This window comes from Loktanella salsilacus (assembly GCF_900114485.1).
Classification (GTDB): Bacteria; Pseudomonadota; Alphaproteobacteria; order Rhodobacterales; family Rhodobacteraceae; genus Loktanella; species Loktanella salsilacus.
In genome coordinates, this window is sequence record NZ_FOTF01000023.1 from 25,293 (window position 1) to 48,808 (window position 23,516).

Sequence of the window (23,516 nt, forward strand, 5' to 3'; positions counted from 1 at the left end):
AAATTCACAGCATTCAGACGTAAAATACGGGCCGAGGTATCTGCGGCCCGCATTTCTATTTTGGTGGCAAACCCCGTTTAGGAGGCCGCGAACTTACCGCAGTAACAGGCGTGTTTCATGCTTTTTCAATGACTTACGCGCAGCTTGGTAGCCTTCGACGCCAGCGGTGGTTTTCAATTCCGGGAACAGCATAAAGATCTCGTCCCGTTGGTTCTGCGCCAAACCGCCAAGGCTGTGATCGCCGGGCTGAAAGCTTTCTGACCATACGCCGTCGGACAGCACGACCTCGTGCCGCTCGAACATGATGTGCACATAGGTGACGCCGGACACGTCAGCCTGGGTGATTCCAGCGGTGCCAACCATGTGTTTGGCCGGCGCGAGCACTTCGTTTTCGGCAAACAGCAAGGCCGCACGATGGGATTGGATCAGCATGCGGTGGTTCGGCGACAGCACCAGATCGCGTTCCGGCAGGCCATCGCCCAGCGATCCGGCTGCGATGCGGACGGGTTGCAGCTTGGGTGCGCGGCGCAGATCAGCGGCGGACAGGCTGCGCTCGCCGATCCACGCAATCGGCTGCATGCCGTGGTCGCGGGTCATCACCAGATCACCCACGCGCAGGTCCTGCACAGCAATCTGCCCTTTTGGCGTCATGATGCGCGCGCCGGGGGTGAAGCAAATCACCAGCTTTTCGATTTCGGTAAAGTTGACGCGGCCAATGATGTTGTTGCCATTCAACAGCTCTGCCCGGCCATTTTCTGGTAGCGTATCGTAGTTCTGCCCCTGAACGGGGTTCAGGCTGTCGTAAATCAGCGTCCCATTTGTGTTGTAAATGCGAACGCTGGTCCAGTCGCCGTTATCCAACCCTGACTTCAAATCCAGTTGGTCAAAGTCGCCATTGTCCGGATCGGTGCCACCGTCAGCGGTGATCGTGCCTATATTGCCGTCCTTCAGGATCGTCAGATAATCGTCGCCCGTTCCGCCATACAGGCTGTCCTGTACGTCGCGCGCGATCAGCGTGTCGTTGCCAGCGCCGCCATATAGCCGGTCATCGTTGTCCTGACCGGTGCCATCGGCCCCGTCCAGCACATCGTCGCCATCACCGCCATACAGCGAATCCTGCCCCTGACCGCCCAGCAGCGTGTCGTTGCCCGCGTCGCCATATAGCTTGTCGTCACCGTCGCCGCCATTAATAGTATCGTCGCCAGCGCCGCCATAAAGCGTATCTTGGCTGGTGCCCCCAAACAGCGCATCATTGCCGTCGCCACCGAAAAGCAGGTCTTCGGCGTCGCCGCCATAAAGGGTGTCGGTTCCGGTGCCGCCGTAAAGCGAATCCTTACCAGCGCCGCCAATCAGCGTGTCATCGCCGCCCATCCCATACAGCTTGTCGTCATTGCCGCCGCCATCCAGAATATTGGTTTTATCATTACCCGTCAGGGTATTCTGGGACGCGTTACCCGTAATATTTTCAAAGTTCAGATAAACGTTTTCCGACGCCAGCTGCCCGTTGAAATTCAACGTACCGCTATTTTCAATCGTGACGTTCAGCGCTGCGTTTTGGAAATTGGAAAAGTTGAACGTGTCATTGCCAGCGCCGCCGTCAATCGTCTCGTTCTGGCCGACGGTCAGGTAGCCAAGGTAGGCGGTATCGTCGCCATCCTCTAGGAAGACCTGATCGCTGCCACCATTCTGAGAGTTGGTCGAGGGGATCCAGACATCGTTGCCCGCGCCGCCATAGACGGTATCGGGGGAATTGTCGTTATCATAGATAGTGTCATTGCCGCCGCCGGCATAAATCAGGTCGGACCCCGCACCGCCATCAATGGTGTCATCGCCAGAGGTCCCGTTAATCGTATCGCGATTAGACGTACCAGAAATATTCGCCATTCATGTGGTCCTTGGTCAAGCGCCTAGTCTGATTTGAACTATTTACGCACGTAAAATATATCACCTATTCTTATACGACCTAAAGCTAACCAAGTAGATAGTATGCGTACTCTAGGAACATAAAAGCGTGAACAAATTGTAAAAAATGCAGGCTACCAGAGGCAGCCTGCATTCATTTCGCTTTCAAGCACACCGCCGACGGGCGGCTGCGAAGTTACTTCATCAACAGACGCGCTTCGTGCTTCTTCAGGGACTTACGCGCCGCCTGATAGCCTTCTACGCCTGCTGTTGTCGCCAGATCCGGGAACAGTTCGAAAATCTCGTTCCGCTGGCTATTGCCCAGACCGTTCAGCGAATAATCGCCGGGGTGGAAGCTTTCGGTCCAAGCGCCGTTCGACAACACGACTTCGTGGCGCTCGAACATGAAGTGGATGTAGGTCGTCCGCATCACGTCCAGGGTATGGATGCCCTGTGCGCCGGTCATGTGCTTGGCGGCTGCCAGCACTTCACGCTCTTCAAAGTACAGCTGCGTCTTCTCGCTTGCCACCAGAACGCGGTGGTTGGGCGACAGCAGCATGTCACGCTCTGGCAGACCATGACCCAGCGATCCGGCTTTCACCAAGATCGGCTTCATGTGCGGCTTGGCGGCCAGTTCCTTGCCGGTCATCTCTTTTGAGCCGACCCAAGCAATTTCCTGAATGCCGTTGTCGCGGGTGATGATCTTGTCACCAGCGCGCAGGTCTTCGACCAGACGCTCGCCTTTTGGCGTGGCGATCGTGGTGCCGGGCGTAAAGCACGGTGCCTCGATCTGGCTAAAGGACGCCGTGGTGCCATCTTTAAAGTAGATGGTGCCGGATTCCCGCAGCTCTTCGCTGTCGCCAGCGCCGCCGTTGCGCTCGATACGGTCGATCTTGTCCAGAGTTTCCTGGTCAAAGTTAAACGTATCGACGTCAGTGCCATCGGGGTCTTCACCGCCGGTGATCACATCGCCAGAGGACACATCGGTGAACCGGTCGCTGCCAAGGCCGCCGAACACAGCGTCAGCATCCGCACCCGACGCAATCGTGTCGTCGCCGTCGCCGCCGTAAATGGTGTCCAGACCGATGCCGCCAGAGATCACGTCGTTGCCAGCGTCGCCGCTGATCACGTCGTTGCCCTGATCGCCGCTAAGGACATCATTGCCGTCGCCGCCAAAGATGACGTCGTCGTCGATGCCGCCAAAGATCGTGTCGTTGCCAGCGTCGCCATAGATGGTGTCGTCATCGTCACGGCCAAAGATCGTGTCGTTGCCGTCGCCACCATAGATGGTGTCTTTGTTGTTGTCTGGCAGCAGATCAACCGGGTTGCCGTTTGCATCGTGGTCAACGATGTCCAGCGTGTCGTTGGCCAGACCGCCATAGATCAGGTCGTCGCCCGCGTCGCCATAGATGGTGTCCACGCCTTCGCCGCCGATGATCGTATCATCGCCCTCGCCGCCTTCGACGTAGTCGTTGTCGATGCCCGCATCGATCCGGTCATTTCCGGTGCCGCCATAGATCACATCAGCATCGTCGCCGGTGATGATCGTGTCGTTGCCAGCGCCGCCAAAGACGGTGTCCAGATCGTTCTGGGTGTTCGCATCGCCGGGCAGGCCGGGATACGGATTGTCAAAGCCCGGATCAACGTGGTTTGCAGTGTCGATATAGTCATCACCGTCGCCGCCGTAGGCTACATCATTGCCGGCGTCGCCGTTGATGATGTCGTTTCCGGCATCGCCATACAGCACGTCGTCGCCAGTTTGACCGGACACGGTATCGTTGCCTTCGCCACCATAAATGGTGTCGTTGCCAGCGTTGCCGTTCAGCTGATCGTTGCCAGCGCCGCCATAGACCAGATCATCGCCGTCACCGCCAAAGCCGGTATCGTCGCCATCGCCGCCGTAAACGGTGTCGTTGCCGTTACCGCCGCGGACGATGTCGTTGCCAGCATCGCCGTAAACCGTGTCAGCGCCGTTGCCGCCAGTGATGGAGTCGTTGCCGATGCCGCCATAGACTTCATCGTTGCCTTCGCCGGCATTGATGGTGTCGTTGCCGCCCAGACCGTAGATCAGGTCGTCATTGCCGGTATCGCCAGCCAGGATCGCGTCATTGCCGTCGATCAAGTCGCCATCGGACGGATCGGCATAGCCGACGCCCATGGTGTCGTTGCCTTCGGTGCCGAACACGGTGCCGTCACGCAGCGGGGTGCCGCCACGGATTTCTTCGATCTCGGTGTAGTCGATGTATTCGCCAGTCGGCACGCCATTCGCGTCGGTGAACACCACGCGACCAGAGAAGCTGTTGCCATCCGCGTCCAGCACAGGAGAGCCGGTGCCATCTGGGCCAGTGGTGATGTAGATCTCGCCATCGTTCAGCACGAGGACGTCGTAATCATCGCCGCCTGCGCCGCCGTCGACGCTGTCGCCTGCGCCGCCATAGATGGTGTCGCGATCATCGCCGCCATAGACTTTGTCAGCGCCCGCGCCGCCATACAGCGCGTCGTTGCCCGCGCCGCCATACAGAGAGTCGGTGCCGCCTTCGCCATAGATGATGTCGTCGCCAAGGCCGCCGTTCAGGATGTCGTTGCCACCCGTCACGCCAGAGCCTTCAACCGGTGCGTCAAAGAAGACGTCCGTGACGTTGATACCAGCGTTGTTGCCCGGGCTCAGCGATTGCACCTTGGTGTGCACGATCTCGATCCGGGAAATCGGGCCAGCGATGTTGACCAGCGCGGAATAGTTGCCGTCCGTCTCAGTGCTGCCGCCGCCGCCGCTGGCCAGCAGCGTTTCCGTGCCGCCGACGCCGTCCAGATCCTGCACGGTGACGTTGCTGCCAGCCGAGATATCGACCGCAACGCGGTTGCCGTCCATGTCATAGGCATAGACCTGCACTTTGGAGGCGTAGTCGATGTCGTTGATACGGAAGCTGATGTTCTGAACGTCATCAGAGAAGCCGAGGTTGTACGTCACCTTCTCGCCGTCTTTGTCCAAGACAGAGTCGAGCGAGCTGTGGGTGTTCACAGTCTCGGTGCCGGAGTTGATGCCGGAGACGTTTTCTGCCTCGGTCTCAAACGTCGTCGCGGGGTATTCGTTCGCAGCGGACTGGCTGAACGTCACGGTGACGTTGCCTGTGTCTTGGCTAAAGCCGCCCTTCAGGTTGTCGCCGTCGTCGATGGCCGTGCCGTCGCCGCTTGGATCGGCCGCCTTGGACCACTCAAAGCTTTCACGCACATAGGTCGGCCCGTTAGAGCCGTCAGCGCTGTCGCCATAGATCACATCGTTGCCAGCGCCGCCGTCGATGGAATCGTTGCCTGCGCCGCCTTCGATGTAGTCGTTGCCGACGCCGCCTTCGATCTTGTCGTTGCCGTCGTCGCCATAGATTTTATCGTCGCCGGAGCCGCCATAGACCTTATCGTCGCCGGTACCGCCATAAACCTTGTCATCGCCGGAGCCGCCGTAGACATAGTCATCGCCAGAGCCGCCATAAACCGCGTCGTTACCTGCGTTGCCGTAAACAGCATCCGCATCAGCGCCGCCATAAATGGTGTCGTTGCCGTCTGCGCCTGTGATCACGTCGCAGCCAGCATCGCCGTGCAGCGTGTCATCGCCAGTACCGCCATCAATCCGGTCGTTACCGGTGCCGCCAAAGGCAACATCATTGCCCGCGCCAGAATAGATGGTGTCGTTGCCGCCGTAGCCGTAGACCAGATCGTCATTGGGCTGCGCGCCGGACGCGATGGCATCGTTGTTGTCGATGCGGTCGCCCTCGGGGTCGCCCGTGTAGTTGGAACCGATCACGTCATTGCCAGCGGTACCTTCGACGGTGCCATCAAGCGACACAACGTTTGCAAAGGTCGTGTTGTCGACGGACTGGTTGGAATACCAACCGGAATAATTCGCACCAGTGATCTGGGCAACTTCGATGTTGGCGATCGACAGGTTATCCAGCGTGCCTTGGTTCAGCAGGTCGGTGACAAAAAGGTCGCCGTTGGTCTGCTGGATCATCACAGCTTCGATCTGAACCACAGATCCATCAGTCAGCGTGACATTCAGCTTGGCCGTCATCGTGCTGTCGGTCTTGTTCGTGACAGAGCCGCTGCCCGTGTTGTACGCAACCGTGTCGTAACCGCATTCGTTGTCAGAAATGACGCCGTCATGCTGCGGGTCCGTCAGCGTGGCCTTCACCAGCGACAAATCATCCGCACCTTTGGACACGCCAATAAGCTTGCTCGCCATCTCGGCATTGTAGTCGCATTCGTTCAGATCGACGTCGGCGTAATTGCCTAAATAAATCAGATTTACGGTTGTGACACTCGTCATCTTAAATCTCCACTTAACGACGCTCAGCGCGTCTTCACATGCTCGACGGCCGCAACCCCGGACGGATCACGTGCCAAAATCCTCACCGCACTTATGCGCGGCAACTAAAATCTTTAGCATGGGAAGAACCCTTTGCCGCAGACACCAAAATTCGCTGACACTTATAAATGTCGGCCCGGCCGCCCCAATCGACCGGTTTTGCCCCCCAGTTGGGCACCTAAAGCATTACTCTGCCTTACAACGCCAAAAAAGGAGAAAATGTGTCATCCAGCAACAAAACGCGCGTAAATGCACCTCAAACGGTCGTATACGAAACGAATTATACCTCGAAAGGCGCGACATTGTTTCACCTACGAAAACAGTGCGGCCAAGTGGCGATCTGTGCGATACGCTTAATTCTTAATAAAACTTGACTATTCTTTCGTATAGTTCGGTTTCCGGGCCCTGCATTGCTGCATGCGAGGCGAAATTTTTGGAAACGCAATAACCACTTAAGGTTGATGCTGGAAATTGTGGCAGATCTAAGATGGTTACCGCCACCTTTGTTGCGATCCCAGCAACAAGCGCGCGCCATTCACCTGATTGTCTTACAACAAAACACAATAGCCATCCCGCACCCAGAATCGAACAGTGCCCCGTAAAGGGCACGCTTGGCCCCCAAGGGGCGAATATGTCAGAGATTTTTGGTACCGGTGGTCGGACTCGAACCGACAAGATCTTGCAATCGGGGGATTTTGAATCCCCTGCGTCTACCATTCCGCCACACCGGCCAGTGACGCTGACGTATCCAAGGCGCGGGCCCGCGTCAATCGGGCCCGCGCGTAATTTTTGATTAAAGTTGCGTCGCTGAAAACGTATCACAGTCGGTCATGTTACCGCTCTGATATCCGCGCATAAACCACCGCTGGCGCTGCGCGCTGGTGCCGTGGGTAAAGTTGTCGGGGCTGACAGCCTGGCCGGCGTTGCGCTGCAAGGCATCGTCGCCAATCCGGGCAGCCGCATTCATCGCCTCGTCAATATCGCCAGGTTCCAGCGTGCCGTTCATCGCCTGCGTGCCCTGCGCCCAAATCCCGGCATAGCAATCCGCCTGCAATTCAATCCGCACCGACAATGCGTTTGAATCCGCCTCGCTCATGCGGGCGCGCATGCTGTTGGTCTGGCCCAAGATGCCCAGCTCGTCCTGCACGTGGTGGCCGACCTCGTGGGCAATCACATAGGCCGCGGCAAAGTCACCGCCCGCGCCCAGTTGCTGCTGCATCGTGCGGAAAAACGCGGTGTCCAGATAAACGTCCTGATCGGACGGGCAATAGAACGGACCGGTCTGCGCGCTGGCATTGCCGCAGGCAGAACGGGTGATCCCGTCGAACAGCACCAGCTTTGGCGGCACATAGGCGCCATCAACCTGCGCGTTAAAAATGGCGGCCCAGACGTCTTCGGTATCCGCCAGCACAACACCGACGAACTGCTCGACCTCGGGATCGGCTTCGGTGATCTGGCCGGTATCGACCTGCTGCGTGCTACTGCCCCCCGTGCTGCCGACGATGCCCGACACGTCGACGCCGAAATACCACCCCAGCAACAAGATCAACACGCCGCCGATCCCGCCGATGCCACCAATCGCGCGCCCGCCGCCACCGCCGCTGCGCCGTTCAATATTGCGGCTGACCCGCCGTCCTTGCCACTTCATCACAAACCCCTTCTAAACCTTGGCCTTTCGCCACTTGGCGGTAACAATAGTGCGACATCGCGTCGCTGCAATGCGCAAGGCCTGCTTTGCGCGCCGATGACTTGACCTTCGCGCCGGTTCCATGGCCTAACCGCGCCTGAAACCAACAGGATGCCATCATGATCCGCCGCCTTTACGACTGGACGATGTCCCTGTCTCGCTCGCGCCACGCCCTGCGGGCATTGGCTATCGTCAGCTTTATTGAAAGCAGCGTCTTTCCGATCCCGCCGGACGTGCTGATGATCCCGATGATCATCGCCCGCCCGTCCCGCGCATTCCTGATCGCGGGGATCGCGACGGTCGCTTCGGTGCTGGGCGCATTGCTGGGCTATTATATTGGCGCGGCGCTGTTCGACACGATTGGCCAGCCCGTGCTCGATTTCTACGGCAAGGGCGAATATTTCGACGCTTTCGCGGTCAAGTATAATGACTGGGGCGCATGGGCCGTGCTGATCGCAGGCATCACGCCCTTCCCGTTCAAGGTCATCACCATCGCCTCTGGCGTCACAGGCCTGTCGCTGCCGGTGTTCATCGTGGCGTCTATCATCGCCCGCGCCTTTCGGTTCTTTCTTGTTGCCGCCTTGCTGTGGAAATTCGGCCAGCCGATCCAAGACTTCATCGAGCGCCGCTTGGGCCTCGTCTTTACCGTGTTCATGGTGCTGCTCGTTGGCGGCTTCGCTGTCTTAAAGGTGCTTTAATGCGTAACACGCTGATCCTGATCGCCGCTGGCGGCTCTGTCTTATTGTTGGCCGGCGCTTTCGTCTTTCAATTCTTCGGCTACCTGCCGTGCGAGATGTGCCTCTGGCAGCGTTGGCCCCATGCCGCCGCGGCCCTAGTCGGCGTTCTCGCACTCACCGTGCCGCACCGCATCTGGCCATGGCTTGGCGCAGTGGCCGCAGCCATCACCAGCGGCATTGGCTTCTTTCACGCAGGCGTCGAAAAAGGCTGGTGGCCCGGACCCACGTCCTGCACCGGCGGCGGTGGCGGCGGCTTGGCTGGCGATTTGCTGTCCACCGAAGGCCCGCGCCTGATCATGTGCGATCAGGTCAGCTGGGAGCTGCTGACAATTTCCATGGCGGGCTGGAACGCCCTGCTGTCTGCCGCGCTGGTCCTGATCTGGATCGCCGCCGCACGCGCCCGCACCTAAACCGGCCCGCACCTGAAAGGTATCACCATGACACAGACTCATTGCATCCTGATTGGGGCCCCCGTCGATTGCGGCAAACGTCGCCGCGGCTGCCTGATGGGCCCGGACGCCTACCGCACCGCTGGCTTGGCAGAGGCGATCACCGCCCTTGGCCACACGGTCGAAGACCTCGGCAACCTCGCCCCCGCCGCCGTTGAGGTCGCGCCCCACGCAAATGACAAGGTCTATGCACTGGCCGAAAACGTCGGCTGGACGCAAACCCTGATGGCCGCCGCACAGCAGGCCGCACCGCGCGGCTTGCCGATCTTTCTTGGCGGCGATCACGCGCTGGCCTTAGGCACTGTAGCCGGCATGGCCGCCCACGCCCAAACAACAGGCCGCCCGTTCTTTGCCCTCTGGCTTGACGCGCATAGCGACATCCACACACCCAACACCACCGACAGCGGCAACCTGCACGGCACACCCGTGGGCTACGTCATCGGCCGCGACGGGTTCGAGGCCTTCCCCGCCCTGCCCGCCCGTGTCGATCCGGCCAACATCTGCATGATCGGCCTGCGCTCTGTCGACAGCGCCGAACACGCCGCCCTGCTGGATATCAACGTCGACGTCGTCGATATGCGCGTGATCGACGAAAGCGGTATCCGCACACCGCTGGCCGCCTTCCTTGACCGCGTGGCCGCCGTGGACGGGATGCTGCACGTCAGCCTTGATGTGGACTTCCTCGACCCTTCTGTCGCGCCCGCCGTCGGCACCACTGTCCCCGGCGGTGCCACCGTGCGCGAAGGCCATCTGGTCATGGAAATGCTCTGCGACAGCGGCCTTGTGACCTCGCTCGATCTGGTCGAACTCAACCCCTTCCTCGATGATCGGGGCAAAACCGCCTCGCTGATGGTGGATCTGACCGCTTCCCTGCTTGGCCGCCGCGTCTTTGATCGGCCAACGCGCAGCCACGCCTGACGGTCCTTTTCTTCTGGTCAAAAATACCGCGGGGGGCTTGGGGGGCTGGCCCCCCAAATCTGGTTTTCACGCAAAAAATCGCCCCCAGCAGCGCTCAGATCCTGCGTTTCGCCCTGCTAGGCGTTGCGCACCAGATCAGGTATCTGCTAAGATCAACTGATCAAAATATAGACGTCCCATCGGATAAGGCATTCACGTGAACGATACCCCGGAAACTCCTGAAAACGATGATGAAAACGCCACTCCAAAGTGGACGTATGACGGGCCGCAGGTCACGATCGAGCATGAGCTGAAGACAGCATATCTTGACTATGCCATGTCGGTCATCGTCAGCCGCGCCATTCCAGACCTGCGTGACGGTCTGAAACCGGTGCACCGCCGCATTCTTTACGCAATGCACGACACCAATAACACCTACGACAAACCCTACCGCAAATCCTCGCGCCCCGTGGCCGAGACGATGGGTAAATACCACCCACACGGCGACAGCGCGATCTATGACGCACTGGTGCGGATGGCGCAGAATTTCTCGATGTCGCTGGTACTGCTCGACGGTCAGGGCAACTTTGGCTCCATGGATGGCGACAAGGCCGCGGCCTATCGTTATACCGAAGTGCGGATGCAGAAGGTTGCGAACTATCTGCTGGACGATATCGACAAAGATACGGTCGATTTCCAGTTCAACTATGATGGCAAAGACCGCGAACCAACGGTTCTGCCTGCGAAATATCCCAACATGCTGGTCAACGGCGCTGGCGGTATCGCTGTCGGCATGGCGACCAACATCCCGCCGCATAACCTTGGCGAAGTCATCGATGCGACCCTCGCGCTGATCGACAACCCCGACATGACCAGCGAAGAGCTGATCGAATACATCCCCGCCCCGGACTTTCCGACCGGCGGCGTCATCCTTGGCCGGTCTGGCGCGCGCAAAGCGTACCTAGAGGGTCGTGGCAGCGTCATCATGCGCGCCCGCACCCATACCGAGGAAATCCGCAAGGACCGCTGGGCCATCGTCATCGACGATGTCCCCTATCAAGTTAATAAATCGTCAATGATCGACCGCATTGCCGAGGCCGCCCGTGAAAAGCGGATCGAAGGCATCGCCCACGTGCAGGACGAATCCGACCGGAACGGCGTGCGCGTCGTGGTCGAGCTAAAGCGCGACGCCACCGCAGAGGTCGTGCTGAACCAGTTGTTCCGCTTTACCCCAATGCAGACAAACTTTGCCTGCAACATGCTGGCGCTGAACGGCGGTCGCCCAGAAACGCTGACGCTGGTGCGGTTCCTGTCCTGCTTTATCGACTTCCGCGAAGACGTTGTCGCCCGTCGCACCGCGTTCGAATTGCGCAAGGCGCGGGAACGGTCCCACATCTTGTGCGGTCTGGCCGTGGCTGTGACGAACATCGACGAAATCGTTGCCACTATTCGGAAATCCTCTGACGCGAGCGAAGCGCGCGAGGCTTTGATGACGCGTAAATGGCCGGCGCAGGACATTCTGGAATACATCGCCCTGATCGACGATCCGACCCATACGGCGAACGACGATGGCACCTACAACCTGTCAGAGGCGCAAGCCCGCGCGATCCTTGAACTGCGTCTGCAGCGCCTGACGCAGATCGGTGTGAAAGAAGTCACCGACGAGCTGAAAGAGCTGGCCACGAAAATCCGCGACTATCTTGAAATCCTCGGCTCTCGCGACCGCATCATGCAGATCATCCGCGACGAGCTGAACGAGGTGAAAACCCAGTTCGCCGTGCCGCGCCGGTCCGAAATCGTCGACTGGGCCGCCGACATGGACGACGAGGACTTGATCGAGCGTGAAGAGATGGTCGTCACCGTCACCTCTGGCGGCTACATCAAGCGCACCGCGCTGACCGACTTCCGCCAGCAGCGCCGCGGCGGCAAAGGTCTGTCATCGATGGCCACGAAGGAAGAGGACGTCGTCACAACCCTTTTCGTCGCCAACACCCATACCCAGCTGCTGTTTTTTACAACAGACGGCATGGCTTACAAGCTAAAGTGCTGGCAGTTGCCGCTCGGCAGCCGCACCGCCAAAGGCAAGGCTATCGTAAACATTCTGCCCATCGTGCCCGGCATCTCTATCGCGGCGATCATGCCTGTCGACCGGGACGAGGCAGAGTGGGACGATCTGCAGGTGGTCTTTGCCACGTCCAAGGGCACTGTGCGCCGCAACAAGCTGTCCGACTTCACCAATGTGAACCGCGCCGGCAAGATCGCAATGAAGTTCGAGGACGATCAGGCCGACAACACGCTGATCAATGCCCGCATCGCGTCCAACGATGACGACGTCATGCTGGTCACGAACTCTGGCCGTGCCATCCGCTTCCCTGCGACCGACGTGCGGGTATTCAACTCGCGCGGCTCTGTCGGTGTGCGCGGCATTCGTTTGAACGGCGACGACAAGGTCGTCTCCATGTCGATTATCCGCCACTTCGAGGCGGAAGCCTCTGAACGCGCTGCATATTTGAAAATGCGCCGCGCAATGGCGGGCCTTGCCGACGACGCTGAAGTGTCCGACGACGAGGACGACGTGACACCCGGCGCGATCAGCCAGGAACGCTACGCGGAAATGTCTGCGGCTGAAAACCTGATCCTGACGATCACATCAAAAGGCTCTGGTAAGCTCAGCTCTAGCCACGATTATCCTGTGCGCGGACGCGGCGGCATGGGCGTCACGGCGATGGACAAGGCGATGCGCGGCGGCCCACTGGTGTCGTCCTTCCCTGTCGATCTGTCCGACCAGATCATGCTGGTCACCTCGACCGGTCAATCGATCCGCGTGCCCATCGACGGCATCAGCTTCCGCTCTCGCGGGGCGGGCGGCGTGAAGGTGTTTGACACCGCCAAGGGCGAAGAAGTCGTCAGCGTCGCTTGGATCGCCGAACAGCCAGAGACCGATCCAGAAGCAGGTGAGCCCGAAGCGTGACCTAGGTGCCACGGAAGGTGAATTGTTAACAAAAAGTTAACGCACACAATTCACCTTCCGGATGGCCCGCTCTACCCAAGGTAGAGGGCGACCAACCACGAGTCGCCCTTTTATTGAGGGTTAGAATGACTAATATTTTCAAGGCTATGCTATCTGCTGGCTTTTGTGTTGCGGCGACTGCGGCGGCCTCCCAATCCCTGACTGGCGGCGACGTGACAGCCACCTACGGCGGATTGACCGACAGCGATTACGATGCCTCGGGCTACAATCTGTCCGCCAGCGGTGAAATCGGTTTTGACCGGGTTTTCGCGCTTCAGGGCGACCTAAGCTACACCGACACCGATCTGGGCCTGCTCAGCAGCGACACCATCGCGTTCACTGGCCACGCCATTTATCACGCGAATGAATTTGCCTCTTTTGGCATGTACTACGGTCAGGAATCCTCTGACGGGGACGATCTGAAATACTACGGTGTTGAAGGCGGATACGAGGCTGCACAGCTGAAAGTCGAAGGTTACTTCGGTATTTCCGCAATCGATCTGGGCGACGCCTTTGCTGGGACCGACTTTGCCGCAGACGGCGCAATCATTGGTGATTTCGAGCTGAACCAAGCTGGCGTTCAGGTTGGCTATGACGTGAACGAGATGTTCACCGTGATGGGTCGTTATGACCAAATTCACTTCACCGACGCTTTGTCCTTTGACCGTATCGGTGCAGGTGTTTCCGCCGATCTGGGCAATAACATCGGCCTGTCCGCAGAACTTGGCCGCCTCAGCACCGATATCGCCGGCCTGTCCGACGACGTGACCTATGCCAATATCGGCGCGACCTACACCTTTGGTGCAGAACGCGGCGCGACCTTCGGCGCGCGGGATTCCGCCCACACGCTCACTGGCTTCTGACGCCTTTGCGCCACAGATCATGCCGGGCACATCCGCCCGGCATGACCGAACTTGCACAAATCAGACATTCCTCGTATTTTTGCGCCTAAGAGGCAAAAAGCCTCATCCAAAAAACAACGAGGCAGAGACATGATTAACCGCGCAGTTCCCGTCGCCATTCTTTTGGCGACTCTTCCCCTTTCCGCATTCGCCCAAGGCATCACCGGCGGTGATCTTGGCATCGAATACAACGCGCCACTTGATGGCAGCGACTTTGGCGGCACGACCTACTCGGGTGGCGTCGAATATGGCTTTATGCGCACGTTCAGCATGTCGGTGAACGCCGCCGCCTACAAACCTGACAACATCAGCACCACCGCCACGAACGTCACCCTGCACGGCACATACCAGCTGTCCTCTGCCGCATCTGTCGGCGGCTTCTATGGGTACGACTCCAATGATGGCGAAGGCCTGAACCTGTTCGGTATCGAAGGCGGCACCGAATTCATGGGCGGCGATGTGGGCGCTTACATCGGCCGCGCCGAGGATGACGGCACGATTTTCGGCATCGACGGCAGCTATGACCTACGCTCGGGCTTTTCCGTCATCGGTAACGTCGACTTGATCGACGTCGATGATGTGCGTCTGACCCAAGCGTCGATCGGCGCGGAATACCAGATGGCAGCCGGCCCGCAGTTCTACACGCAAATCGGCCGTATTACTGGCGATGTGGGTGACGATTCAGACTCCGTTGGCTTCTTTACCATCGGCGCCAAGGTCGCATTTGGCGCGGCACGCGGCACCACCTTCGACAACCGCAGCATTTTCGAAGTCATCCCCGGCTTCTGACCCTTTGCAAATCAGCCCGCGGTGTCCTACATCGCGGGCATGACACATCATTTGCACATCGTCGGCGGCGGCATGGCCGGATCAGAGGCAGCCTGGCAGGCCGCGAACGCGGGCCTTACGGTTACCATTCACGAAATGCGGCCCAAGGTTGCGACCTTTGCCCATCGCACGGGCGATTTGGGGGAAATGGTTTGCTCCAATTCCTTCCGCTCTGACGATCACGAACAAAATGCGGTTGGCCTGCTGCATTGGGAAATGCGTCAGGCGAACGGTCTGATCATGCAGACCGCAGCGCAGCACCGCCTGCCCGCAGGCGGCGCATTGGCCGTGGACCGTGATCCCTTTGCCGTCAGCGTCACCGCCGCGCTCAAGGCGCATCCGAACATCACAGTATCCTACGAAGAAATCACAGAGCTGCCCGATGAGGGCCAGTGGATCATCGCGACCGGCCCTCTAACCTCTGGCACCTTGGCAGAGGCGATCCGCGCCAAAACCGGCGCCGACCAGCTTGCGTTTTTCGACGCCATCGCGCCCATCGTCTACGCCGAGACCGTCGACATGGACGTCGCTTGGATGCAGTCCCGTTATGATAAGGGAGAGACCGAAGACGAGCGCACCGCTTACCTGAACTGCCCGATGACTAAGGACCAGTACGAGGCCTTTATCGACGCGCTGCTGGCTGCCGAAAAGACAGAGTTCAAAGAGGGCGAGACCGCAGGTTATTTTGACGGCTGTCTGCCGATCGAAGTCATGGCGGAACGCGGCCGCGAGACGCTGCGCTTTGGCCCAATGAAGCCCGTTGGCCTGACAAACGCGCACGATCCGGAAACCAAGGCCTATGCCGTGGTGCAGCTGCGCCGCGACAACGCGCTTGGGACGCTCTACAACATCGTCGGTTTCCAGACCAAGATGAAGTACGGCGCGCAAAAGGCTGTTTTCAAAACGATTCCTGCCCTGCAGGACGCGGAATTTGCACGCCTTGGTGGTATTCACCGGAACACATTTATCAACTCTCCGACGCTTCTGGACGGGCAGATGCGGCTGAAATCCCAACCCAACATCCGCTTTGCCGGCCAGATCACTGGCGTTGAAGGCTACGTCGAAAGCGCCGCCATGGGGCTGCTCGCCGCCCGGCTTGCGATTGCGCAGGCGCATGGCATCGATCTGCCGCCCGTGCCGAACACCACGGCAATGGGCGCGCTTGTCACGCATATCACCGGCGGCGCGGATGCGAAAACCTTCCAACCGATGAACGTGAACTTCGGTCTGTTTCCCCCGCTCGAAGGCACCGGCATCAAAGGCGGGCGCCGCGGCCGCAAAGAACGCTACAAAGCCTATACCGACCGCGCGAAAGAAGACTGGACCGCCTGGCTGGCCCAAACGGAAACCGTTCCCGCTTGATCACGCGCTTCGCCCCGTCGCCTACTGGCCCGCTGCACTTGGGCCACGCCTATTCCGCGCTTTTTGCGCATGACATGGCACGGGCGGCGGGCGGCACGTTCCTGCTGCGGATCGAAGACATTGACCAGTCCCGCGCCCGCCCGGAATGGGAATCGCAGATATACGATGACCTCGCTTGGCTTGGCCTTACATGGCCCACGCCGGTGATGCGCCAGTCGGACCGATTGCCCGCCTACGCCGCCGCCCTCGATACGCTTTGGGCCCGCGGCTTGCTCTATCCCTGCACCTGCAACCGCCGCGATATCCTCGCCGCCGCCAGCGCCCCGCAGGAAGGCGCGGCCATGGGCCCCGACGGCATCATCTATCCCGGCACCTGCCGCGTTCAGTCCCGCACCGGCCCGCGCCCACTGGATACCGCACTCCGCCTCGACATGAACAAAGCCCTGCAAGCCGTTGATACTGAAACATTCTATGGCGCAGGCAACCAGCACATGACGGACAACATCGGCGACGTCGTCCTGTCTCGCCGCGATATGGGCACATCCTATCATCTGTCTGTCGTGATCGACGACGCGGCCCAGCAGATAACCGACGTCGTGCGCGGCGCTGACCTGCGCGAGGCGACACCAATCCACGTTCTGCTGCAACATCTGCTGCAGCTGCCAACGCCCACCTACCACCACCACCGCCTGATCCGCGACGATGCCGGCAAACGCCTTGCCAAACGCGACGACGCCCGCGCCATCGCCACTTATCGGGAGGGCGGCGCGACGCCCGCTGACATTCGCCAGTTGGTCGGGCTCCCCCTTCATCTGGCGAAATAAACTCATACCCCGCCCGTCGCATGGCAAACCGCCCACGATCCGCCTGATCCTCGGTTTTTGCTAAAGACGCGCCCGCTTTAGGCGATCTTAGCTCTCCATCGGTGCGTCGGTCACAACCTCTTCGCCGCCCTCGACCTTGGTATAGAAACAAGACCGCCGCCCGGTGTGACAGGCAGGCCCAGTTTGATCGACTTCGACCAACAAACAGTCGCGGTCGCAGTCCAAACGGAACTCCACCAGCTTTTGCACATTGCCGGATGTCGCGCCCTTGACCCAGAATTCAGCCCGGGAACGGGACCAATAGGTCACATCGCCTGTCTCCAGCGTGCGCGTGATCGCCTCGGCGTTCATCCAGGCCAGCATCAAGACTTCGCCCGACTGCGCGTCCTGCGCGATCACGGGAATCAAGCCGGCGTCGTTAAACCGCAGGCTGGCGGGGTCGAAGGACATGGGTGTCACCTTTCCAAAACATCTGTTGCGCCCTATCTATGGACCAACCAGTGAAAGGGCAAACCGGTGAGCGCCGAGACCGACATGATTAAACTGTATTCCACGCGCATTTTGGCGCTGGCCTCGCAGATCCCCCACACCGCCCGCCTTGATGCGCCGGATGGCACCGCGCGCAAACGCTCGCCGCTGTGCGGGTCAACGGTGACCGTCGATGTGACGCTTGCGGATGGCCGCATCGCTGCGTTCGGCCAAGACGTGAAGGCCTGCGCGCTGGGTCAGGCTGCGGCCTCTGTCGTGGGCGATGCGATTGTGGGCCTTGACCGCACCGCTGTGCAAACAGGCCGCGATCAGTTGCATGCGATGCTGACCGCCCATGGCCCTGCCCCGACTGCCCCCTTTGACGGGCTTGCTGTGTTAGAGCCTGCGCGCGATTATAAGAACCGCCATGCGTCGATCATGCTGGCCTTTGACGCCACCCTTGCCGCACTGGACGATGCGACCGCAACCGCCTGATCCGGCCTCAAATCGATCCTGCATAAAAAAACCGCCGCTCACCCGGGAAGGTGGCGGCGGTAAGTGATGCATCCCAGCGGCGATGATCGGGGCAGGCAACCCTTGATCATTCTTAGGACAGGCAGTCAGCGTCTGACGTGTGGGACAGGCAAAACGCAACGCCGCCGGGGCGCAAACAGATCAGATCATCGCAGGCAGTGACAATCCGGCAAACAGCATAACAACCAGTGCGGCGACCCCGATTGCGTCGGCCAGGATGGTATCGCGGCTGCGGTGGATCGCGGTCTTGATGTCCTTGGCCATGGGGTCTCTCCTTTGGTTGCTGTGGTGTTGCCTCTTTGTTCCATTTCATTAACCGCCTGTAAAGAACTTTTTGAGAACATTTGTGAACAAAATGTTCCGACCTGTTCTAACCGACTGAAATCAAACGGATCGCACGATCCTGTTCCATCAGCCAAAGCAGAACGCGCGCCGCCTTGCCGCGCGGGCTTTCCAGTGCAGGATCCATCGCAAGCAAGGCGCGGGCGTCGGATTGCGCGACTTCCATCAGTGCGGCCTGCCGTTCCAGATCGGCGATTCGAAACCGCGGCAGGCCTGATTGCGCTGTGCCAATCATGTCGCCGGCCCCGCGAATTGCCAGATCCTCTTCTGCGATGCGAAATCCGTCCTCAGTCTCGCGCAGGATCGCAAGCCGCCGCTGCGCTGTCTCGCTCATGGGCGCTTGATACAGAAGCAAACAGGTAGAGGCCGCCGATCCGCGCCCGACCCGTCCGCGCAGCTGGTGCAATTGCGCAAGGCCAAAACTCTCGGCCCGCTCGATCACCATGATCGAGGCATTGGGCACGTTCACCCCGACTTCGATCACCGTGGTGGCGACCAGAACCTTGGTTTCACCCGCTGCGAAAAGCGCCATAGCGCTGTCTTTTTCCGCAGGCGGCATCTGGCCGTGCACCAGCCCGACGACGCCTTCACCAAAGGCGGCACGCAGGGATTTGAACCGCTGATCGGCAGCGGTCATGTCGATGGTTTCGGATTCCTCGACCAGGGGGCAAACCCAATAGGCCTGCCGCCCTTCGGCAATCGCACCGCGCAGTTTTGCAATCACCTCGTCCACGCGGTCAGTGCTGACCAGCGCTGTGGTGACGGGGGTGCGGCCGGGCGGCTTTTCGTCCAAGACCGACAGGTCCATCTCTCCGAACTGCGCAAGGCTGAGCGAGCGCGGGATCGGCGTCGCGGTCATCACCAGCACATCGACGGCCTGCCCCTTGGCCCCAAGCTCCATCCGCTGCGCCACGCCAAAGCGGTGCTGTTCGTCCACAACAGCCAAGCGAAGATCATGGAAATGCACGTCTTTTTGAAACACCGCATGGGTGCCAACAAGGATTTGTATCTCGCCAGAGGCCAGCGCCGCCAGCTTTGCCGCGCGCTCTTTGCCCTTGTCGCGGCCTGTCAAAATCTCAAGCCGGACGCCAGCCAAGGCGGCCAAAGGCTGCAAGCCTTCGAGGTGTTGCCGCGCCAAAATCTCGGTCGGGGCCATCATCACGCCCTGCCCGCCGCCCTCAACCGCGATCAGCAGCGCCATCAAGGCAACAAGCGTTTTACCGGACCCGACATCGCCTTGCAGCAAACGGTTCATCCGGTGCGGGGCCGCCAAATCGGCAGAGATTTCGGCAACAGACCGGCTCTGCGCCGCAGTCGGTTTATAGGGCAGCGCCCCCAGGACACGGTCCTGCAACACGCCGGTCCCGACCGTTGCCCGTCCCGGTTTGCGCCGCATCTGCTGGCGCGCCAGTGCAAGGGTCAGTTGATGCGCGAAAAGCTCGTCATAGGCCAGACGCACCCGCGCCACGGCAAGCGCTGACAGATCGCTTGTGCTTTGCGGCGCATGGGCGGCTTGCAAGGCAGCCTTCCAATCAGGCCACCCTTCGCGCGTCAGCAAAGGGCCGTCGATCCACTCCGCCAGCGGCGGTGCCATGTCCAGCGCGCCGCGCGTAGCCCGGTACATTAACTTTTGCGTCACCCCAGCGGTCAGCGGATAAACCGGCTCGAACGCGGGAATATCCGCCGCCGCATCCTCGGTCACGACATGGTCGGGGTGCGCCATCTGGCCGATACCGTCAAACAATTCGATCCGGCCAGAGATGATGCGCCGCTCGCCCTCTGGCAGCAGCCTTTGCAGGAAATCACCGCGGGCGTGAAAAAACACGAGCTGAAAACTCGTTTCACTATCGGTCACGGTCACGCGGTATGGCCGGTTCTTGCTGGCCGGGACATGATGCGCACCGATGGTCACGGCGACGGTCACCGTGCAGGGCGGCACGACGTCGCGGATGCTGGCGCGAACCTGCCGGTCAATGCCGCCCTGCGGCAAGGTAAACAACATGTCGCGGGGCCGGGTGATGGCCATATGTTCCAGTAATTGCGCGGTTTTATCGCCCAGCCCTTTTAGCGCGGTCAGCGCGCCGAACAGGGGAAACAGAACCTCTGGCCGGCCGGTCATGCGTCACCGATCAGGGCGAGCCACTCGTCCTCATTGATCACCTCGACCCCCAGATCCGCCGCCTTCGTCGCCTTTGACCCCGCCCCCGGCCCCGCGATCAGCAGGTCCGTTTTGGCGCTGACAGAGCCTGCAACCTTGGCACCCAGCGCCTCGGCGCGGGCTTTGGCCTCGGCGCGGGTCATTTTCTCGAGCGTGCCGGTAAAGACGACAGTTTTGCCCGCGACAGGGCTGTCCGACACCGCACGCGGGGCGACTGGCTGCACGCGCAACTCGGCGACAAGGCGGTCGATCGATGCGCGCTCGGCCTCTTGCTGAAACGTCGTCACAAGCGACACCGCGACAGAGGCACCTATTCCTTCGATCCCGATCAGCGCATCCCAAGCGGATTTTGCTTCCGGATCAATGCCTTGCCATGCCAAATCGCGCACTGGCTTAATCCGCGCGCGGCGGCCCGCATCCGCAGCGGCGGCCCGCTCTGCGACCTCGGCCGCGTCGGCGTCCAGATGCGCGCGCGCCGCTGGACGGGCGGCATCAATGCTCGCCACCAATGCCTCCCACGTGCTGAAATGCTGGGCGAGGTCGGCAGCGGCGACTTCGCCGACGTGGCGAATGCCAAGCGCAAAGATGAGGCGATTCAAGGGGATATCGCGTTTGTCGTCGATCGCTTGGAACAGATTACGGGCGCTGGTGTCGCCAAAGCCATCGCGGTTGGAGAGTTTGGTAAGCTGCGCCTTATCCCGCGCCTGCAGCGTAAAGATATCCGCAGGCTCGCGGATCGGCAGGCTAGGATCGGCAAAGAAATACTCGACCTGTTTCGCGCCAAGACCTTCAATATCGAAAGCAGCCCGACCCACAAAATGGCGCAATTTTTCAACGGCTTGCGCGGGACAAATCAAGCCGCCGGTGCAGCGGCGCACGGAATCGCCATCTTCGCGCACGGCGTCCGATCCACACTCCGGACAAACCGTCGGAAAGGCAAACGGCACGGCGTCCGTAGGCCGGCGCGCAAGGTCAATATCGCGGATCTTGGGGATGACGTCGCCCGCGCGGTAGACTTCGACCCAGTCGCCCACGCGGATATCGCGCCCACCCCGGATCGCCGTGCCGTCACCAGCGCGGCCTGCGATGTAGTCTTCGTTATGCAGGGTCGCGTTGGACACGACCACACCGCCAACCGTCACCGGGACAAGCCGCGCGACAGGCGATAATGCCCCCGTGCGGCCAACCTGAATGTCGATCCCATCAAGCTGCGTCCAAGCCAGTTCCGCCGGAAATTTATGCGCGATGGCCCACCGCGGCGTGGTAGAGCGGAAACCAAGCCGCCGCTGCAGCGCCAAATCGTCCAATTTATAAACAACGCCGTCGATGTCATAGCCCAGCGATGCGCGATCAGCCGCGATCTGGTTGTAATGCGCCATCATCTGCGCCGGGTTCTCGCACAGCTGCGTGAGCGGGTTCACGTCAAAGCCCAAAGCGCCGAGCCGTTCAATTGCGCCGCTTTGCGTTTCAGCCAAAGGGGCGGAAAGTTCGCCCCAAGCATAGGCGAAGAAATGCAATGTGCGGGCGGCGGTGATGCCGGGGTCGAGTTGCCGCAGCGATCCCGCAGCGGCGTTGCGCGGATTGGCAAAGGCCTTTGCCCCAGCCTGTTCCTGCCGCGCATTCAAAGCCGCGAAATCATCGTGGCGCATGTAAACCTCGCCGCGCACCTCGAGGAGGTCAGGCGCGCCGGTGAGCCGGTGCGGAATGGAGGCGATCGTTTTTGCGTTCGCCGTCACATTTTCGCCGACTGCGCCATCGCCGCGGGTGGCGGCCTGTTGCAGGATGCCACCCTCATACCGCAGCGACAGCGACAGCCCATCGATTTTGGGTTCTGCCGTATAGGCCAACGGCGCATCGCTCGGCAGACCCAGATACCGCCGAATCCCCGCATCAAAGTCGTCGACATCCGCGTCCGTAAACGCATTCGCCAAAGACATCATGCGCTGCGCATGCGCAATTTTGCCAAAGCCGTCGGCAAGCGGTGCACCGACCTGCTCGCTTGGCGAATCTGCGCGTTTCAACGCAGGAAATGCCTCTTCGATTGCCGCATTCCGCCGGCGCAGCGCGTCGTAGTCAGCGTCGCTGATGACCGGCGCGTCGTCGGTATGATAGGCCACATTCGCCTGCTCTAGCAAAGCTGCCAGTCGTGACAGTTCCTCGGACGCCTGCGACGGGGTTAGCGTCGCAGGATCCGCGCTGCGCATATCTTCGGCGCCGCCCATATGCGCCGCAGCTTTGCCTGCGCTTTTCGAACTTGCCATGTCGCAGCCTCCGGTCGGGTTCGTCCGCGAGTGCGGTTCGACCGAAATCTAAAGCGGCACCGTTCAGACGTCCAGACGCCACGCCCGCCTGGGCTGCCAAACCTGCGAATTGCTAACCCTTAGGCCCCGACGGCAAGAGGCGGTGCCCTGCCCGATTGCGCGTCTGGATCGCGCAACACATATCCACGGCCCCAGACAGTTTCGATAAAATTCTCGCCCCCAGTGGCTTCGGATAGTTTTTTGCGCAGCTTGCAGATGAATACATCGATGATCTTCAATTCAGGCTCGTCCATGCCGCCATAAAGATGGTTCAGGAACATTTCTTTCGTCAGCGTCGTGCCTTTGCGCAGGCTAAGCAGTTCCAGCATCTGATATTCCTTGCCGGTCAAATGCACGGCAGTGCCTTCGACTTCGACCGTTTTCGCGTCAAGGTTCACACAGATACTGCCAGTCTTAATGATCGACTGCGCATGCCCCTTAGAGTCTGATTCAAAACTAACTGCACCTTCTCAATCCCTTGCGAGATGCCGTGTGACGCGTCTGATGTGTGCGATGAGGATCCAAGCCTCTGCGCTTGCGATGGATTTTTCCCAATCTTTCGATAGGCGGCGACATCGGTTCAGCCAGGCGAAGGTGCGCTCGACGACCCACCGTCGCGGCAGCACTTCAAAGCCCTCCGCGGTGTCAGAGCGTTTGACGATCTGGACGGTCCATCGGCCGAGGGCCTTTAGCGCGTCCCGCAGTTTGGGCCCTGCATACCCGCCATCCGCAAATACATGTCGCAATGATGGATAGCGC

General features: G+C 60.2%; 17 protein-coding genes, 1 tRNA gene and 1 pseudogene. 9 read left to right on the plus strand and 10 right to left on the minus strand.

Features of this window, described 5'->3' with window-relative positions:
* Positions 1-93: 93 nt before the first annotated feature.
* The 4 genes from BM131_RS16235 to ypfJ form a co-directional block, all read right to left on the minus strand.
* Positions 94-1,884, minus strand: a complete 1,791-nt coding sequence (locus tag BM131_RS16235) for a Hint domain-containing protein (RefSeq protein ID WP_090191154.1) — start codon at positions 1,882-1,884, stop codon at positions 94-96.
* Between the two features lie 214 nt (positions 1,885-2,098).
* Positions 2,099-6,220 (minus strand): Hint domain-containing protein, encoded by a 4,122-nt coding sequence (locus tag BM131_RS16240; protein WP_090191156.1) that lies wholly within the window; start codon positions 6,218-6,220, stop codon positions 2,099-2,101.
* Between the two features lie 684 nt (positions 6,221-6,904).
* Positions 6,905-6,990, minus strand: a tRNA-Leu gene (locus BM131_RS16245).
* A gap of 62 nt (positions 6,991-7,052) precedes the next feature.
* The gene (gene ypfJ, locus BM131_RS16250) at positions 7,053-7,907 is read right to left on the minus strand and encodes a KPN_02809 family neutral zinc metallopeptidase (protein WP_090191158.1); all 855 of its coding nucleotides are present in this window, start codon (positions 7,905-7,907) and stop codon (positions 7,053-7,055) included.
* A 158-nt stretch (positions 7,908-8,065) separates the two neighbouring features.
* Here ypfJ and BM131_RS16255 point away from each other — a divergent pair, with 158 nt between their 5' ends.
* From BM131_RS16255 to gluQRS, 8 genes are all read left to right on the plus strand, one after another.
* Positions 8,066-8,644, plus strand: a complete 579-nt coding sequence (locus BM131_RS16255; RefSeq protein WP_090191159.1) for a YqaA family protein — start codon at positions 8,066-8,068, stop codon at positions 8,642-8,644.
* On the plus strand, positions 8,644-9,093 hold the full coding sequence (locus BM131_RS16260) for a disulfide bond formation protein B (RefSeq protein ID WP_090191161.1): 450 nt from the start codon (positions 8,644-8,646) through the stop codon (positions 9,091-9,093). Before BM131_RS16255 ends, BM131_RS16260 begins: the two co-directional genes overlap by 1 nt.
* 27 nt (positions 9,094-9,120) lie before the next feature.
* The gene (rocF, locus tag BM131_RS16265) at positions 9,121-10,050 is read left to right on the plus strand and encodes an arginase (protein ID WP_090191162.1); all 930 of its coding nucleotides are present in this window, start codon (positions 9,121-9,123) and stop codon (positions 10,048-10,050) included.
* A gap of 196 nt (positions 10,051-10,246) precedes the next feature.
* Positions 10,247-13,000, plus strand: a complete 2,754-nt coding sequence (gyrA, locus tag BM131_RS16270; RefSeq protein WP_090191164.1) for a DNA gyrase subunit A — start codon at positions 10,247-10,249, stop codon at positions 12,998-13,000.
* A gap of 125 nt (positions 13,001-13,125) precedes the next feature.
* Positions 13,126-13,902, plus strand: a complete 777-nt coding sequence (locus tag BM131_RS16275; protein ID WP_139222668.1) for a hypothetical protein — start codon at positions 13,126-13,128, stop codon at positions 13,900-13,902.
* Between the two features lie 129 nt (positions 13,903-14,031).
* Positions 14,032-14,730, plus strand: coding sequence for a hypothetical protein (locus BM131_RS16280; protein ID WP_090191167.1), 699 nt, complete (start codon positions 14,032-14,034; stop codon positions 14,728-14,730).
* A 39-nt stretch (positions 14,731-14,769) separates the two neighbouring features.
* Positions 14,770-16,131, plus strand: a complete 1,362-nt coding sequence (gene trmFO, locus BM131_RS16285; protein WP_090191181.1) for a methylenetetrahydrofolate--tRNA-(uracil(54)-C(5))-methyltransferase (FADH(2)-oxidizing) TrmFO — start codon at positions 14,770-14,772, stop codon at positions 16,129-16,131.
* A complete protein-coding gene (gene gluQRS / locus BM131_RS16290; protein WP_090191168.1) occupies positions 16,128-16,955 on the plus strand; it encodes a tRNA glutamyl-Q(34) synthetase GluQRS in 828 nt (275 codons plus the stop codon). Before trmFO ends, gluQRS begins: the two co-directional genes overlap by 4 nt.
* Before the next feature lie 87 nt (positions 16,956-17,042).
* On the opposite strand, the gene hisI is transcribed toward gluQRS, so the two are convergent.
* Positions 17,043-17,405 carry a phosphoribosyl-AMP cyclohydrolase gene (gene hisI, locus BM131_RS16295; RefSeq protein ID WP_090191170.1) on the minus strand — a complete coding sequence of 121 codons (363 nt, stop codon included), beginning with the start codon at positions 17,403-17,405 and terminating at the stop codon, positions 17,043-17,045.
* A gap of 66 nt (positions 17,406-17,471) precedes the next feature.
* On the opposite strand from hisI, the gene BM131_RS16300 reads away from it, so the two are divergent.
* Positions 17,472-17,918 (plus strand): iron-sulfur cluster assembly scaffold protein, encoded by a 447-nt coding sequence (locus BM131_RS16300; protein ID WP_090191171.1) that lies wholly within the window; start codon positions 17,472-17,474, stop codon positions 17,916-17,918.
* Positions 17,919-18,098: 180 nt separating this feature from the next.
* Here the strand turns inward: BM131_RS16300 and BM131_RS20685 are convergent, their stop codons facing one another.
* The 5 genes and pseudogenes from BM131_RS20685 to BM131_RS16320 all read right to left on the minus strand — a co-directional run.
* Complete coding sequence (locus BM131_RS20685; RefSeq protein WP_281245352.1) at positions 18,099-18,221, minus strand: hypothetical protein; 123 nt, start codon at positions 18,219-18,221, stop codon at positions 18,099-18,101.
* Between the two features lie 106 nt (positions 18,222-18,327).
* Positions 18,328-20,418: an ATP-dependent DNA helicase RecG gene (recG, locus tag BM131_RS16305; RefSeq protein WP_090191173.1), complete on the minus strand. Its 2,091-nt coding sequence runs from the start codon at positions 20,416-20,418 to the stop codon at positions 18,328-18,330.
* Complete coding sequence (ligA, locus tag BM131_RS16310; RefSeq protein WP_090191182.1) at positions 20,415-22,661, minus strand: NAD-dependent DNA ligase LigA; 2,247 nt, start codon at positions 22,659-22,661, stop codon at positions 20,415-20,417. Before ligA ends, recG begins: the two co-directional genes overlap by 4 nt.
* A 176-nt stretch (positions 22,662-22,837) precedes the next feature.
* Positions 22,838-23,200 (minus strand): annotated as a pseudogene (locus BM131_RS16315) (winged helix-turn-helix domain-containing protein); the annotation flags it as partial.
* 27 nt (positions 23,201-23,227) lie between these two features.
* A partial coding sequence (locus tag BM131_RS16320; RefSeq protein WP_139222572.1) for a transposase occupies positions 23,228-23,516 on the minus strand: 289 nt, incomplete at its 5' end.